Origin of the sequence: Saccharothrix deserti, assembly GCF_009769385.1 — a bacterium.
GTDB lineage: Bacteria > Actinomycetota > Actinomycetes > Mycobacteriales > Pseudonocardiaceae > Actinosynnema > Actinosynnema deserti.
The window spans coordinates 396,625-411,135 of the sequence record NZ_ML775960.1 but is presented as its reverse complement, the minus strand read 5'-3'; the positions used below and the strand labels follow the sequence as shown (position 1 = coordinate 411,135).

Below are 14,511 nucleotides of genomic sequence, written 5' to 3'. Positions count from 1 at the left end.
TGCTGTCAAGATGACAGAATACTGTCATGACGACGAAGACGGTCCACCTCGCTCTCTACGACACGCTGGCCGACTGGGAGTTCGGGTACGCCACGGCGCACATCAACAACCCGCAGTTCCAGAAGGTGCCCGGCCGCTACCGGGTGCGGACGGTCGGTGCGACGCTCGACCCGGTGACGTCCATCGGCGGCCTGCGCATCACGCCCGACCTGGCGTTGGCCGACATCGACCCGGCGGACAGCGCGATGCTGATCCTGCCCGGCGCGGACACCTGGGAGAGCGGTGACAACGCGGCGTTCGGCGCGGCGGCCCGGCGTTGGCTGGACGCGGGCGTGCCGGTGGCGGCGATCTGCGGTGCGACGATCGGGCTGGCGGCCGAGGGGCTGCTGAACACGCGTGCGCACGGCGGCAACGCGGTCGAGCAGTTGTCGTCCGTGCCGCAGTACACCGGTGCGTCGCTGTTCAGTTCCGAGCGGGCGGTGCGGGCGGACGGCCTGATCACGGCCGGTGCGGCGCCGGCGCTGGAGTTCGCGCGGGAGATCTTCGCCGAGCTGGATCTGTACGAGCCGGCCGTGCTGGAGGCGTGGTACGGGCTGTACCGGACGGCCGACCCGGTGTGGTTCGGCAAGCTCGTCGCGGCGGTGTCATGAGCGAGGTGGAGCCCCGCGCCGAGGTAGAGCCCCGGACGGAGGCGGGGGACGTGCTGACCGAGGTCATCATGCGCACGTTCCGCCTCTACGGCGGCTTCCTGGAGGCCGCCGAGCTGATGACGAAACCCGTCGGCCTCACCGCGGCGTGGTGGCAGGTGCTGGGTGCGGTGCTGCGGGAGCCGCTGCCGGTCTCCGGTATCGCCCGCGAGATGAGCCTGACCCGGCAGAGCGTGCAGCGGATCGCGGACCTGCTGGTCGAGAAGGGCTTGGCCGAGTACCTGCCCAACCCGGCCCACAAACGCGCCAAGCTGTTCCGCCCCACGGCGGCCGGTTACGAGGCGGTCTCCCGGCTGGCGCAGGCGCAACACGCGTTCACCAACCGCATCTCGGCCCAGGTGGACATCGAAGACCTGCGCACGACCCTCACAGTGATGGAACGCCTGGTGAAGGCGCTGGATGCGGACGAGTGGCCGACTCCGGGCACCTGACCGGACTGCCGTTCCGCTGGGGCATTACTGAGAGCGCCAGCCGGCAACGGTGGCCGTTGCCCAGGCGTTGACGCGTTCCGGAAAGCCGACGGCGGGGAACGTGCCGTCTTGGGCGACGTCGTTGATGGTGACGCTGAAGGCCGTGGGTGTCGGCCCGAGGGGTGGGGTCGGCACGCCGGTCACGATGTCCGGGAGTGCGGCGGCGCGGTTCTGGTGGGAGTTCGCGCGCCGCATCCCTTCGGTGAGACGTGTGACCGCGGTGAGGCCTTCGTTGACGTAAGCGTGCAGGATCGCCCAAGTGCGGGCCCTGTCCGGCGCCGGCAGGCGGCTGGGGTGCTGGAGCAGGAAGCAGGAAACGGTGACGCCGTGCAACGGCCCCCGAGGCGGGCGCCGGGAGTGGTCGAGCGCCAGCACGACGTGGAAGAGCTCCTCGCACGAGTGGGGTTCTGCGGGTGCTCCGCACTCGGGGCAGCCAGTCACGAGCACCGCCCATTGCTTGGCACGGCCATGTTCCTTTCCTCTCAGGACGCGGTGATGCGCCACCAACATACGAACTCCAGCCGCTGGAAGCTCAAGTCGGTGAACGCCCCGGCCTCGATGTGACCGCTTACGGTGGGCACATGGATCTCAACGAGACCTTCACGTGGGAGGGACGTCGAATCGCTTGGGGCCGCGCCGGTTCCGGACCGGCGGTGGTGTTCTGCCACGGAACGCCGTGGTCGTCGTGGCTGTGGCGCCCGTTCGCCGAAGCGTTGAGCAGCGACTTCACCGTGTACCTGTGGGACATGCCGGGCTACGGCCGGTCGTCCAAGGACGCCGACCACCCGGTCGACTTCGGTGTCCAGGCGGAAGTGTTCACGGCGTTACTGGCGCACTGGGGTCTGGACCGGCCGCACGTCGTGGCGCACGACTACGGCGGTGCCGTCTCGCTGCGCGCCCACCTGGTGCACGAGGTGCCGCTCGCGTCGCTGCTGATGGCGGACGTGGTGGCGATCCCGCCGTCGGGCTCACCGTTCTTCCGGCTCGTCCAACAGCACCCGGACGTCCTCGCCCAAGTACCGCCGTACATCCACGAGGCACTGGTCAAGGCCTATATCGGAGGTGCGAGCCACCGCGGACTACGCGCCGACGACCTGGCCGAACTCACCGCACCTTGGCTGGGTGAGGAAGGCCAACCGGCGTTCTACCGCCAGATCGCCGCGTACGACGAGCGCTACCTCACCGAGAACGAGGCACTGCTGGACCGCATCGACATCCCGGTGACCGTCCTCTGGGGCACCGACGACACCTGGATCCCCCTGGCGACCGGCGAACGCCTCACCGCGGGCATCCCCGGCGCCACCTTCACCCCGGTCGACCAGGCGGGCCACCTGATCCACCTCGACGCTCCAGTCGCCCTGGCGACACAACTGCGCTCCTGGCTGACCAGGGTGTCAACCTGACGCCGAGGCCGTCACGACTGCTGGACTCGGGACCCTGAACGTAGAACTCGGGGTACCTGAGTGTTCGACACACGCGACCTGAACGTAGGACTCTCGCGTGTGTCCTACATTCAGGACGCGTGTGTCCTACGTTCGGAATGCGTGTGTCCTACGTTCGGGACCCCCGAGTTGAACGTTCGGGTCAGGCGGAGTGGGCTAGCTGCGTGGTCAGCGCGGAGCAGTAGCGGTGCAGGATCAGTTCCGCCACTTCCGGGTCCGGGCCTAGTGGCGGGGCGATGATCGCGCCCTCGCCCGCCAGGCGGGTCACGCGGTCCGGTAGGAAGCCGGGGGCCAGGAACCAGGAGGCCACGGCGATGCGGCGGGCTCCTCGGGCACGGAGGCGGGCGACGGCCGTGGGCACGTCCGGATCTGCGGCGGAGGCGAAGGCCGCCTCTACGCCTGCCCAGCCCGAGCCGGCGGCCCACCGGGCGGCGATCGACGACACCAACGCGTTGGCCGGGGCGTGGGACGAGCCCGCACCGGCCAGGATCACGCCCAACGACCGGTCACGGGAACGGACGCCGACCGAAGCCAGGCGACGCAGCGCCGCCGACTCCAACCGCGGGTCCGGCCCGAGCACGTCGGCGATCGTGACGTCCAAAGACGGCAGCCGGGCCTCCGCCACCGCACCGGGCACGTCGACCCGCGCGTGGAAAGCCTTCCCCAGCAACAACGGCACCACCACGGCCGAACGGTGACCGTCCGCCGCCACACCGCGCAGCACGTCACCCAGCAGCGGCACCGAGAGGTCCAAAAAGGACCCGCGAACGTCCAACGACGGCCGCAACGCCCGCACCACGTCCAACAACGCGTGCACGGTAGCCGCTGAACGCGGATCACGACTGCCGTGCGCCACGGCCACCAGCGCGGTCACAGCGCGCCCGTCAACCCGCGCGCCCGCAGCACCGCCCGCTCCAACGGCCGGAACACCAGCAGCTCGATCCCCACACCCACCAGCAGGATCAGGAAGATCGCCGCGATCACCATCGAGATGTCGTTCAACGCCGACCCGTTGTGCAGGTACTGCCCCAGCCCCTCACCGAGCTGCGGTGAGGTCGCGATGATCTCCGCCGCCATCAGCGACCGCCACGAGAACGCCCACCCCTGCTTCAACCCGGCCAGGTACCCCGGCAGGGCCGCCGGCAGCAGGATGTGCCGCGCCGCCGCCATCCGACCGGCGCCCAAGGCCTGGCCGACCCTCGGCAGCAACGGCGGGATCTGGTCGACACCGGACACCAACCCGTTGGCGATCGACGGCACCGAACCCATCAGCACCACGAAGTAGATGGTCGACGGCGTCGCGCCGAACCACAGGATGCCCGCTGGCACCCACGCCACCGACGGCAGCGACTGCAAGCCGGTCAGCAGCGACCCGATGGCCGCCCGCACCACCCGCACCTTGGCGATCAGCAACCCGAGCGGGGTGGCGATCACCACGGCGGTGAGGAACCCGAGGACGGCGCGGCTGACGGAGGTCCACAGCACCTCGAACGCCCGGCCGGTCTCGACCGCCTCGGCCACCGCCGCCCACACCGAACCCGGCGACGGCAGCTGGTACTCCGGCCAGAACGCCAGGGCCCACAACGCCTGCCACGCGCCGAGCAGCAACGCGAACGCGATCAGCGGCGGCACCGTGGTGCGGACGAACCGCTTCCACAGCGACGGGCGCTGCTCCTGCGACGGCGCGTCCAGCGCGTCCAGACCGGCGCCGACGGCGGAGAGGTCCGTGTCAAGCTGCGGCATGTCCGCTGATCACCTCTCGCAGGTGGGTCGTGATCTCGTCGATGACAACAGGCTCGTCGCAGTCCACGGTGGACCACTCGCGCACCACGCGGCCCGGACGGGAGGACAGCAGCACGACCCGCTGACCCAGCCGCACGGCCTCGCGCACGTCGTGCGTGACGAACACGATCGCCGTCGAGGTCTCCCGCCACACCCGCACCAGCTCCGCCTGCAGCACGTCGCGGGTGATGGCGTCCAGCGCGGCGAACGGCTCGTCCATCAGCAGCAGACCGGGCGTGCCCTCCTCGGCGGCCCCCAGCGTGGACGCCAGGGCGCGCGCCAACGCCACGCGCTGCCGCATACCGCCGGACAGCTCGTGCGGCCGTTTGTGGCCCGCGCCGACCAGCCGCACCAGGGACAGCAGCTCGCTGGCCTTCTCCCGGCGCGCACCGCGCTTGACACCGGCCAGCCGCAACGGCAGCTCGACGTTGCGCGCGGCGGTCAGCCACGGCATCAGGGCGGCCTCCTGGAACATCACGGCGGGCCGTGACGTGGTCAGCTCGATGCGACCCGAGGTCGGCGCGTCCAGCCCGGCGACCAGGTTGAGCAAGGTCGACTTGCCGCAGCCGGACGCGCCCAGCAGGCACACGAACTCGCCCGGCGCGACCGTCAGGTCGACGCCGTCGAGCGCGACGACGCCGGCCGGGCCGTGGCCGAAGACCTTCCGCACCCCGGACAAGGTCACCGCGGCGTCCACGTCGGACAAGGCCGTCGGGGTCTCAAGCGTGGCGGTCATGGTGTGCCTGCCTTCCTCGGGTTACTTCTTGTCCAGCCCGGCGGTGTCCACGGTCGGCTTGCCGGCCGCCGAGAGCACCTTGTTCAGCAGCGTGAAATCGGCGAGACCGGCCACATCGGCGGCCTGTTTCGCCACGCCCGCGGTCACCGCGTCCTCGGCCAGCCGCGGGAAGCTCTTGGCCTGCGGGTCCAACGTCAGCTCGATGTTGTCGAACGCCCGGTCCAGCACCGGTTCGCCCAGCGCCTTGCCGATGAGCTGCTTCAACGCGTTGTTGACGATCTGCTTGGCCTCGACCTTGTTGTTCAGCGCGAAGTCGGTGGCCGCGAGGTGGCCGCGGAGCAGCGCCTCGACCGTCTGCGGGTGCTCCCGCAGGAACTGCGACCGCACGATGATCACCGTGGTCGGGAACTTCCCGCCGTCCCACAGCGACTTCTCGTCCAGCAGCACCTTCGCGCCCGCGTCCAGCACGAGCCGCGACGACCACGGTTCCGGCGCCCACGCGCCCTGCACGTCGCCCTTGCGGAACAGGTCGAGCGACTGCGAGTTCTCCGTGTTGGTGACGTTGACCTGGTCCGCGCCCGCGCCGATCGCGAACTTCTCGTCCGAGAGCCACTTCTTCAGCGCCACGTCCTGCGTGTTGCCGAGCTGCGGGGTCGCGATGACCTTGCCCTTGAGGTCGGCGGGCGAGTTGATCTCCGGCTTGACGACCAACTGCGCGCCGCCCGACGTGGCGCCGGAGATGAGCTTGATCGCCTCGCCGTTGGACTTGGCGTAGGCGTTGATGGCGGGGCCGGAGCCGATGAACGACACGTCCATCGACTCGCCGAGCAGCGCGTTCACCGCTTCGGGGCCGGCGTTGAAGGTCTGGGTGGTGAGCTTGGTGTCGCCGAGTTCCTTGGCGAAGAAGCCCTTGTCCACGCCGATCAGGGCGGCGGCGTGGGTGACGTTCGGGATGTAGCCGAGGCGGACCTCCGCCGCCGCGCCCTTGTCCTGGGCCGTGGCCGCGTCGTCGCCGCGGTCGATCCGGGAGCACCCGGACAGTGCCGTGAGTGCGGTCAGTAGTGCCAGTGACGTGGCCAGGATGCGGCGCTGGGTGCTCACGATCGCGAGACCTTTCAGGGACCGGGGGAGACGAGGGCGTGGCTGTCCGGCTCGGCGGCGTCGCCGCCGTCGGTACAGCTCTCCACGTCGTCCAGTTCCGGCAGCGGAGCACCCACGAGCCCGGCGGCCAGCGTGCTGCCGTCGGCGGCGTCGATGACCAGGAACGCGCCCGTGCGGCGGCTCCGCGTGTAGTCGTCGACCGGGATCGGTTCGGCGGTGCGCAGCGAGACCTGACCGATCTCGTTGAGCGTCAGCGATTCCGGCGCGTCGGTGCTGCCGAGCTTCTGCTCGTCGAACCGGGTGCGCAGCTCGGTGACGATCGCCTGCACGGTCCGCGTGCCGTGCTTGACCAGGACGCGGGCGCCGGGCGTCAACGCCTTGTCCGACAGCCAGCACACGGTCGCGTCGAACTCGTCGGTCACCTTCGGCGGCACGGCCGCGGCGGCGATCAGGTCGCCCCGCGAGATGTCCACGTCGTTCGCCAGCAGCAGGGTCACCGACTGACCCGCCGCGGCCTCCTGCAGCGGGCCGTCCGCGGTGTCGATACCGGTCACGGTGGAGCGCAGCCCGCCGGGCAGCACGGCGATCTCGTCGCCGACCCGCACCGTGCCCGCCGCGACCTGGCCCGCGTAACCGCGGTAGTCCGGGTGCTCGGCGGTGCGCGGGCGGATCACGTACTGCACCGGGAACCGGAACGGCGCGTCGTGCGGGTCCGGCTCGACCGGCACCGTCTCCAGGTGCTCCAGCAGCGTCGGGCCCTCGTACCAGGGCGTCCGCTCGGAGCGCTCGACCACGTTGTCACCGGCCAGCGCGGACACCGGGATCTGCACCACGGCGTCCTCCGCGTACCCGAGGGCGGTGGCGTGCGCGGTGAACTCCTTGGCGATGCGGGAGAACGTCACCTCGTCGAAGTCGACCAGGTCGATCTTGTTGACCGCCAGCACCAGGCGCGGCACGCCCAGCAGCGCGAGCACGGCCGCGTGCCGCCGGGTCTGCTCGATGACGCCCTTGCGCGCGTCCACCAGCAGCACGCCGAGCTGCGCGGTGGACGCGCCGGTCACCGTGTTGCGGGTGTACTGCACGTGGCCGGGGGTGTCGGCCAGCACGAACGAGCGCTTCGGCGTGGCGAAGTAGCGGTAGGCCACGTCGATGGTGATGCCCTGCTCGCGTTCCGAGCGCAGGCCGTCCACCAGCAGCGACAGGTCGGGGGTGGTCAGGCCGCGGTCGGCGCTGGCGCGGTGCACCGCGTCGAGCGTGTCGGCCAGCACCGACTTGGTGTCGTACAGCAACCTGCCGACCAGCGTGGACTTGCCGTCGTCCACGCTGCCCGCCGTCGCCAGCCTCAACAGGTCGCTCATTTAGAAGTAGCCCTCCCGCTTGCGGTCTTCCATGGCGGCCTCGGACAGCCGGTCGTCCGCGCGGGTCGCGCCGCGCTCGGTGAGCCTGCTGGCCGCCACCTCGGCGATGACGGTCTCGATGTCGGACGCGTCGGACTCGACCGCGCCGGTGCACGACCCGTCGCCGACGGTCCGGTAGCGGACGGTCTTCTCGACCAGCGCCTCGTTCTCGCGCGGACCGCCCCACGGGCCTTCGGCCAGCCACATCCCGTCGCGCAGGTACACCTCGCGCTGGTGGGCGTAGTAGATCGACGGCAGCTCGATGCCCTCGCGGGCGATGTAGTGCCACACGTCCAGCTCGGTCCAGTTGGACAGCGGGAACACCCGCACGTGCTCACCTGGACGGTGCCTGCCGTTGTAGAGGTTCCACAGCTCCGGGCGCTGCCGGCGCGGCTCCCACTGGCCGAAGGAGTTGCGCAGGCTGAAGATCCGCTCCTTGGCGCGGGCCCGCTCCTCGTCCCGGCGACCGCCGCCGAACACGGCGTCGAACTTGTAGTTCGTGATCGCGTCCAGCAGCGGCACGGTCTGCAACGGGTTGCGGGTGCCGTCGGGGCGCTCGGTCAGCCGGCCGTCGTCGATGTAGTCCTGCACCTTGGCGACCTCCAGGCGCAGCCCGTGCTGGGCCACCACCCGGTCGCGGAACTCGATGACCTCGTCGAAGTTGTGCCCGGTGTCCACGTGCAGCAGCGGGAACGGCACCGGCGCGGGCCAGAACGCCTTCACCGCCAGGTGCAGCAGGAGGGTCGAGTCCTTGCCGCCGGAGAACAGGATCACCGGCCGGTCGAACTCGCCCGCCACCTCGCGGAAGATGTGGATCGCCTCGGATTCCAGGCGGCCCAACGTGTCCAGAGCTGTCGTGGTCATCCGTGCAACCCGCATTCGGTCTTGGCCTGGCCCGCCCACCGGCCGCTGCGCGGGTCGGAGCCCGGCAGCGGCTTCGCGGTGCACGGCGCGCAGCCGATGGAGGGATAACCCGCCTGCACCAGCGGGTTCTCGAGGATCCCGTGCTCGGCGATGTAGGCGTTGAACTCGTCGTCGGACCACGGCGCGATCGGGTTGATCTTCACCAGCCCGTTGCGCTCGTCCCACTGCACGATCGGCGTGTTCGCGCGGGTCGGCGCGTCCACCCGGCGCACGCCGGTGACCCACGCGTCGTAGTTCTTCAGCGTGCGCTGCAACGGGATGACCTTGCGCAGGTTGCAGCACCGGGTCGGGTCGGTCTTGTTCAGCAGGCCGAACTGGGCCTCCTGGTCGGCCACCGACTGCTCGGCCGCGGCGTTGACGATGTGCACGCCGGGGTAGACCAGGTCGACCGCGTCCCGCGTGCCGATGGTCTCGGCGAAGTGGTAGCCGGTCTCCAGGAACAGCACGTCCACGTCCGGCTTGACCTTGGTCGCCAGGTCGATCAGGACGGCGTCCTGCATGTTCGACGCGACGATCCAGCTCTCGCCGAACGTCCGGGCGGTCCACGCGAGCGCCTCTTCGGCACTGGCCTGCGCCAGCTCGACCGAAGCGGCCTCTGCGATCACCTTCAGTTCCTCGACCCTGGTGGGGGCGGTCATCGCTGCACCTCCTGAGGAAGGTTGAGACCAACGAACTTCACGGTGAACACGCGGCGGCAGGAGGCGCACAGCCACGAATAGCTGGGCTCCTCCTGCGGACGGAGGTCCTCGTCGCCGCAATAGGGGCAGTAGAAAGGAGTCGCTCTCTCGCTCACTTCAAGTCACCCTCGTCGGCACGGGCGACCCACTGCGCGAACCGCTCGCCGTCCTCGCGCTTGGCCACGAAGTTCCGCACCACGCGCTCGACGTAGTCCGACAGCTCGGCGGCCGTCACCTTGTGGCCGCGCAGCTTCCGGCCGAACCCGGCGTCCAGCCCGAGACCGCCGCCCAGGTGCACCTGGAAGCCCTCGACCTGCCTGCCGTCCGCGTCCGTCACGATCTGGCCCTTGAGGCCGATGTCCGCGGTCTGGATGCGGGCGCACGAGTTCGGGCAGCCGTTGATGTGCACGGACACCGGCTCGGTGACGCCCGCCACGATGTCGGCCAACCGCGATTCCAGCGTGGAGACCAACTCCACCGCGCGGGCCTTGGTCTCGACGATGGCGAGCTTGCAGAACTCGATGCCGGTGCACGCCATCACACCGCGCCGCCACGGCGACGGCTCGGTCTGCAGTCCCAGCTTCGCCAGATCGGCCTGGAGGTTCTTGACCTCGGCCTCCGGCACGTCCAGCACGACCAGCTTCTGCTGCGGCGTCAACCGCACCTTGGTCGAGCCCGCCCGCTCCACCACCTTGGCCACCTCGACCAGCGTGGAACCGGACACCCGGCCCGCGATGGGCGCCGCGCCGATGTAGTACTTGCCGTCCTTCTGCCGGTGCACGCCCACGTGGTCACGCGGGATCGCCGGGGTCTCCGGAGCGGGGCCGTCGACCAGCTTGCGCTTCAGGTACTCGGTTTCGAGGATCTCGCGGAACTTCTCGGGACCCCAGTCGGCGACCAGGAACTTGATCCGCGCCCGGTGCCGGAGCCTGCGGTAGCCGTAGTCGCGGAAGACGCTGATCACGCCCTCCCACACGTCCGGCACCTCGTCCAGCGGCACCCACGTGCCCAGCCGCTTGCCGATCATCGGGTTGGTGGACAGGCCGCCGCCGACCCACAGGTCGAAGCCGGGGCCGTGCTCGGGGTGGTCCACGCCGACGAACGCCACGTCGTGGATCTCGTGCGCCACGTCCGGCAGGCCCGAGATCGCCGTCTTGAACTTGCGCGGCAGGTTCGAGAAGCGCGGGTCGCCGATGTAGCGGCGCAGGATCTCGTCGATCGCGGGCGTGCCGTCGATCAGCTCGTCCTCGGCGATGCCCGCGACCGGCGAGCCGAGCACCACGCGCGGGCTGTCGCCGCAGGCCTCCATCGTGGTCAGGCCCGCGTCCTCCAGCTTCTGCCAGATGGTCGGGACGTCCTCGATGCGGATCCAGTGGTACTGGATGTTCTGCCGGTCGGTGATGTCGGCCGTGTCACGCGCGTAGGTCTGGGACAGCTCGCCGAGCAGCGCGAGCTGCTGCGTGGTGAGCCTGCCGCCGTCGATGCGGACGCGCAGCATGAAGTACTCGTCGTCCAGCTCCTCCGGCTCCAACGTCGCGGTGCGACCGCCGTCGATACCGGGCTTGCGCTGGGTGTAGAGCCCGTACCAGCGGAAACGTCCACGCAGGTCGGCCGGGTCGATCGAGTCGAAGCCACCGTGGGCGTAGATGTTCTCGATCCGCGCCCGGACGTTGAGCGGGTTGTCGTCTTTCTTGCTCCGCTCGTTCGGGTTCAGCGGCTCGCGGTAGCCCAGCGCCCACTGCCCCTCACCTCGGCGCTGCTTGGTGCGCTGAGGCGTCGTCGTCGGGGGGACCATCCTCGTCCTCCGGGGATTCGGGGCGCTGGTGCGCGTGCGAGTCCCGGTGGTTCCGTGGTGGGGGTCTCGTCAGCGCACCCGGCGCCGACGGGAACAAAAAGGCAGGCGCGGGTTATGCCGAACGACGGCACATCGCGCTGGAGACACGACGGAAGTCGACGTGGCGGCGGACCACCAGGCGGACTCCGGTTGATGTCATGTCGGTCAGCGTGCCACGCGTCCATCCCGTGGTCCACCGCCATCCGCATCGTGGGACGACGGTCCTGGGCCTGGTAAATGGGACAATGGGGACCATGCCCTCCGCTCTGCCGATCGGTGATCCCGCGCCTTCCGACGGCTCACTGCCCGCCCCCGCACTCGCCGGTCTGGGTGACCGCCCGTTCGGGATCTACGTGCACGTCCCGTTCTGCGCGACCCGGTGCGGCTACTGCGACTTCAACACCTACACCGCCGGTGAGCTGGGCACTTCCGCCTCGCCGGCGTCCTGGCTGGAGGGTCTGCGGCGGGAGTTGGACCTGGCGGCGTCCGTGCTGGGCGCCCCTCCGGCGGTCGACACGGTGTTCGTCGGCGGTGGCACACCGTCGCTGCTCGGCGCCACCGGATTGGGCGAAGTCCTGGACGCGGTCCGGTCGTCGTTCGGCCTCGCGCCCGAGGCGGAGGTCACCACGGAGTCGAACCCGGAGTCGACGTCACCCGAGTTCTTTTCCGCTATTCGTGATGCTGGTTACACGCGCGTGTCGCTCGGCATGCAGTCCGCCGCACGGCACGTGCTCGCGGTGCTCGACCGGGTGCACACGCCGGGCCGTCCGGTGGCCGCCGCCCAGGAGGCCCGCGCGGCGGGGTTCGAGCACGTGAACCTCGACCTCATCTACGGCACGCCGGGCGAGACGATCGCCGACCTGCAGTCGTCGCTGGACGCCGTCCACAGCGCGGGCGTGGACCACGTGTCGGCGTACGCGCTGATCGTGGAGGAGGGCACGGCGCTGGCCCGCCGGGTGCGCCGCGGCGAGCTGCCGATGCCGGACGACGACGTGCTGGCGGACAAGTACGAGCTGATCGACGCCGCCATGACCGCGCAGGGCCTGCGCTGGTACGAGGTGTCGAACTGGGCCGCGTCGGCGGAGGCCGCGTGCCGGCACAACCTCCTGTACTGGCAGGGCGCCGACTGGTGGGGCGCGGGTCCCGGCGCGCACAGCCACGTGGGCGGCGTGCGCTGGTGGAACGTCAAGCACCCGGCGAAGTACGCCGAGCTGCTCGCCACCGGCGCGTCCCCGGCCGCCGGGCGCGAGGTCCTGACCGAGGACGACCGCCGGGTGGAACGCGTGCTGCTGGAGCTGCGCCTGGCCACCGGCCTGCCGCTCGACGTCCTCGACGCCGGCGCACAGGCGGAGGCCAAGACGGCCGCGGCGGACGGCCTGCTCGACCAGACCGCCCTCGACCAGGGCCGATGCGTCCTCACCGACCGGGGCAGGCTGCTCGCCGACGCCGTCGTGCGCCGACTCACCTGATCTCGCCTCTGATCACTTCAGGGTGATCGACGCCGACTCGCCGATGGTCCGGTACCCCAGCGGCCCGTAGAGGCGGGTCACCTTCCCGTCCGGCTCGGTCTCCAGGAACGGCGTGCAGCCCGAGTCGAAGACCCGTGCGGTGAGGTCGGCGCACACCGCCGACGCGACGCCACGCCGCCGGAACGACGGCAGCACCGCGATACCCGCCACCTGCGACATACCGCGGCGCGGCGCCGTGTACGCGCCCGCACCCGCCGGTTCGCCGTCCAGGCGGGCCAGCACGATCACCCCGTCGTCGCGCAACAGCGACCGCTGCCGCGCCACGTCCTCCGCACCCGCCGTCCCGCCGACGCCGAACGCTGTGTTCTGCACCACTGACACCGCGAGCAGGTCCGCGTCCGACGTCACCGCCTCCACCGTCAGCCCGACCGGCCGCGGCGGCGTGGTCAGCTCGTCGACCACCATCATCGGCAGCAGCCGGTCGACCGTGAACCCGGCCGCCTCCAGCACCGCGTCGACCAGCGGCGACGGCCGCAGGTACTCCAGCCTCGGCGTGCGCGAACGCTGGCGGAACGCCGTGACCAGGGCGTTCACCTCGGCGGGAGTCGGCGCGACGCCCTCGTCGGGCACGGCGTAGTTCATGAACGGGTTGTCGCTGTGCGCGTCGAAGCGGACCAGGAAGGGGCCGATGCGTTCGCCGTCGGCCCTGATGGCGTCACGCAGGGCGGACTGGATGCGGGTGAGCACATCGGACGTTATCCACCTGCGCCACCCACGTGTGCCGAAGTCCGTCGACCGAGTTTCCCGATACCCGCCCGAAGCTCCGTAAACTCAAGGTGAAGCAGTCCGTCTTCGTGGAGGTGACGCGCGGTGAACGCCGATGAGCGCCGGTTCGAAGTGCTGCGCGCGATCGTCGCCGACTACGTGTCGAACCAGGAGCCCGTCGGGTCGAAAGCCCTGGTCGAGCGGCACAACCTGGGTGTTTCGAGCGCCACCGTGCGCAACGACATGGCCTCGCTGGAGGAGGACGGCTACATCACCCAGCCGCACACCAGCGCGGGCCGCGTGCCGACGGACAAGGGCTACCGCCTGTTCGTGGACCGGCTGAGCGAGGTCAAGCCGCTGTCCTCGCCCGAGCGCAAGGCCATCCAGAGCTTCCTCGAAGGCGCCTACGACCTCGACGACGTGCTGCGCCGCAGCGTCCGGCTGCTGGCCCAGCTGACCCGCCAGGTCGCCGTCATCCAGTACCCGACGCTCAGCCGCTCCACCGTCCGCCACATCGAAGTGCTCGCGATCACACCCGCCCGGCTGATGCTGGTGCTGATCACCGACACCGGCCGGGTCGACCAGCGGTCGGTCGACCTCGGCGACGTGATCACCGAGGACAACGTCGCCCGGGTGCGTTCCATGCTCAACGGGGCCATGGTCGGCAAGCGCCTGTCCGACGCCTCCGCCGAGGTCGCGAAGCTGCCCGACGAGGCGCCGGGCGACCTGCGCGACGTCGTGCTGCGGGTCAGCACCGTGCTCATCGAGTCGCTGGTGGAACACCCGGAAGAGCGCCTGGTCCTGGGTGGCACGGCGAACCTCACCCGCAACGTGGCAGACTTCCCCGGTTCGCTGCGCCAGGTGCTGGAGGCGCTGGAGGAACAGGTCGTGGTGCTCAAGCTGCTCGCCGCCGCCCGTGACCCCGGCAGGATCCTGGTGCACATCGGCGAGGAGAACGAAGCGGCCGAGATGCGCAGCACCTCGATCGTGTCCATCGGCTACGGCAGTCGGGACAACCTGCTCGGCGGGATGGGCGTGGTGGGACCGACCCGCATGGACTACCCCGGCACGATGGCGGCCGTGCGAGCGGTCGCCAACTACGTGGGGGAGATCTTGACCGGACGGTGACGGCGGGGGAACACCGCGGTCCCGGAGGACGTTTCGCAAGCGAGCGAGCGCGTGTCGAAGCGCGTTCGCAGGAGGAAAC

At 70.4% G+C, this 14,511-nt stretch carries 16 protein-coding genes; 5 read left to right on the top strand and 11 right to left on the bottom strand.

Annotation, left to right across the window (positions count from 1 at the left end):
- The first annotated feature begins 26 nt into the window (after positions 1 to 26).
- Positions 27 to 650, top strand: coding sequence for a DJ-1/PfpI family protein (locus tag FM051_RS04190; RefSeq protein WP_158840769.1), 624 nt, complete (start codon positions 27 to 29; stop codon positions 648 to 650).
- Positions 647 to 1,138, top strand: coding sequence for a MarR family winged helix-turn-helix transcriptional regulator (locus FM051_RS04185; protein WP_158840766.1), 492 nt, complete (start codon positions 647 to 649; stop codon positions 1,136 to 1,138). Before FM051_RS04190 ends, FM051_RS04185 begins: the two co-directional genes overlap by 4 nt.
- A 24-nt stretch (positions 1,139 to 1,162) precedes the next feature.
- On the opposite strand, the gene FM051_RS04180 is transcribed toward FM051_RS04185, so the two are convergent.
- Positions 1,163 to 1,618, bottom strand: a complete 456-nt coding sequence (locus tag FM051_RS04180) for a DUF5946 family protein (protein ID WP_158841066.1) — start codon at positions 1,616 to 1,618, stop codon at positions 1,163 to 1,165.
- Positions 1,619 to 1,758: 140 nt separating this feature from the next.
- On the opposite strand from FM051_RS04180, the gene FM051_RS04175 reads away from it, so the two are divergent.
- The gene (locus FM051_RS04175; protein WP_158840764.1) at positions 1,759 to 2,580 is read left to right on the top strand and encodes an alpha/beta fold hydrolase; all 822 of its coding nucleotides are present in this window, start codon (positions 1,759 to 1,761) and stop codon (positions 2,578 to 2,580) included.
- Positions 2,581 to 2,761: 181 nt separating this feature from the next.
- On the opposite strand, the gene FM051_RS04170 is transcribed toward FM051_RS04175, so the two are convergent.
- From FM051_RS04170 to FM051_RS04130, 9 genes are read right to left on the bottom strand one after another with little or no spacing between them, the layout of a single operon-like run.
- A complete protein-coding gene (locus FM051_RS04170; protein ID WP_158840762.1) occupies positions 2,762 to 3,493 on the bottom strand; it encodes a sirohydrochlorin chelatase in 732 nt (243 codons plus the stop codon).
- Complete coding sequence (locus FM051_RS04165) at positions 3,490 to 4,362, bottom strand: ABC transporter permease (protein WP_158840760.1); 873 nt, start codon at positions 4,360 to 4,362, stop codon at positions 3,490 to 3,492. The genes FM051_RS04170 and FM051_RS04165 overlap by 4 nt, the downstream gene beginning before the upstream one ends.
- Positions 4,349 to 5,137, bottom strand: a complete 789-nt coding sequence (locus tag FM051_RS04160) for an ABC transporter ATP-binding protein (protein WP_158840758.1) — start codon at positions 5,135 to 5,137, stop codon at positions 4,349 to 4,351. The genes FM051_RS04165 and FM051_RS04160 overlap by 14 nt, the downstream gene beginning before the upstream one ends.
- Positions 5,138 to 5,158: 21 nt before the next feature.
- On the bottom strand, positions 5,159 to 6,238 hold the full coding sequence (locus tag FM051_RS04155; protein WP_162470679.1) for an ABC transporter substrate-binding protein: 1,080 nt from the start codon (positions 6,236 to 6,238) through the stop codon (positions 5,159 to 5,161).
- A 14-nt stretch (positions 6,239 to 6,252) separates the two neighbouring features.
- Positions 6,253 to 7,596 carry a sulfate adenylyltransferase subunit 1 gene (locus FM051_RS04150; RefSeq protein ID WP_158840756.1) on the bottom strand — a complete coding sequence of 448 codons (1,344 nt, stop codon included), beginning with the start codon at positions 7,594 to 7,596 and terminating at the stop codon, positions 6,253 to 6,255.
- Positions 7,597 to 8,499, bottom strand: coding sequence for a sulfate adenylyltransferase subunit CysD (cysD, locus tag FM051_RS04145; protein WP_238412117.1), 903 nt, complete (start codon positions 8,497 to 8,499; stop codon positions 7,597 to 7,599). It lies immediately after the preceding gene.
- Positions 8,496 to 9,197, bottom strand: coding sequence for a phosphoadenylyl-sulfate reductase (locus FM051_RS04140; protein WP_158840751.1), 702 nt, complete (start codon positions 9,195 to 9,197; stop codon positions 8,496 to 8,498). The genes cysD and FM051_RS04140 overlap by 4 nt, the downstream gene beginning before the upstream one ends.
- The gene (locus FM051_RS51500; RefSeq protein ID WP_015098919.1) at positions 9,194 to 9,352 is read right to left on the bottom strand and encodes a hypothetical protein; all 159 of its coding nucleotides are present in this window, start codon (positions 9,350 to 9,352) and stop codon (positions 9,194 to 9,196) included. Before FM051_RS51500 ends, FM051_RS04140 begins: the two co-directional genes overlap by 4 nt.
- Positions 9,349 to 11,031, bottom strand: a complete 1,683-nt coding sequence (locus tag FM051_RS04130) for a nitrite/sulfite reductase (RefSeq protein WP_158840749.1) — start codon at positions 11,029 to 11,031, stop codon at positions 9,349 to 9,351. Before FM051_RS04130 ends, FM051_RS51500 begins: the two co-directional genes overlap by 4 nt.
- 293 nt (positions 11,032 to 11,324) lie before the next feature.
- Between FM051_RS04130 and hemW the strand changes: the two genes are divergently transcribed.
- Positions 11,325 to 12,539 (top strand): radical SAM family heme chaperone HemW, encoded by a 1,215-nt coding sequence (hemW, locus tag FM051_RS04125; RefSeq protein ID WP_158840747.1) that lies wholly within the window; start codon positions 11,325 to 11,327, stop codon positions 12,537 to 12,539.
- Between the two features lie 12 nt (positions 12,540 to 12,551).
- Here hemW and FM051_RS04120 read toward each other — a convergent pair whose 3' ends face one another.
- Positions 12,552 to 13,286 carry a GNAT family N-acetyltransferase gene (locus FM051_RS04120; RefSeq protein ID WP_158840745.1) on the bottom strand — a complete coding sequence of 245 codons (735 nt, stop codon included), beginning with the start codon at positions 13,284 to 13,286 and terminating at the stop codon, positions 12,552 to 12,554.
- Positions 13,287 to 13,409: 123 nt separating this feature from the next.
- On the opposite strand from FM051_RS04120, the gene hrcA reads away from it, so the two are divergent.
- The gene (hrcA, locus tag FM051_RS04115; RefSeq protein ID WP_158840743.1) at positions 13,410 to 14,432 is read left to right on the top strand and encodes a heat-inducible transcriptional repressor HrcA; all 1,023 of its coding nucleotides are present in this window, start codon (positions 13,410 to 13,412) and stop codon (positions 14,430 to 14,432) included.
- The last annotated feature ends 79 nt before the right edge of the window (positions 14,433 to 14,511 follow it).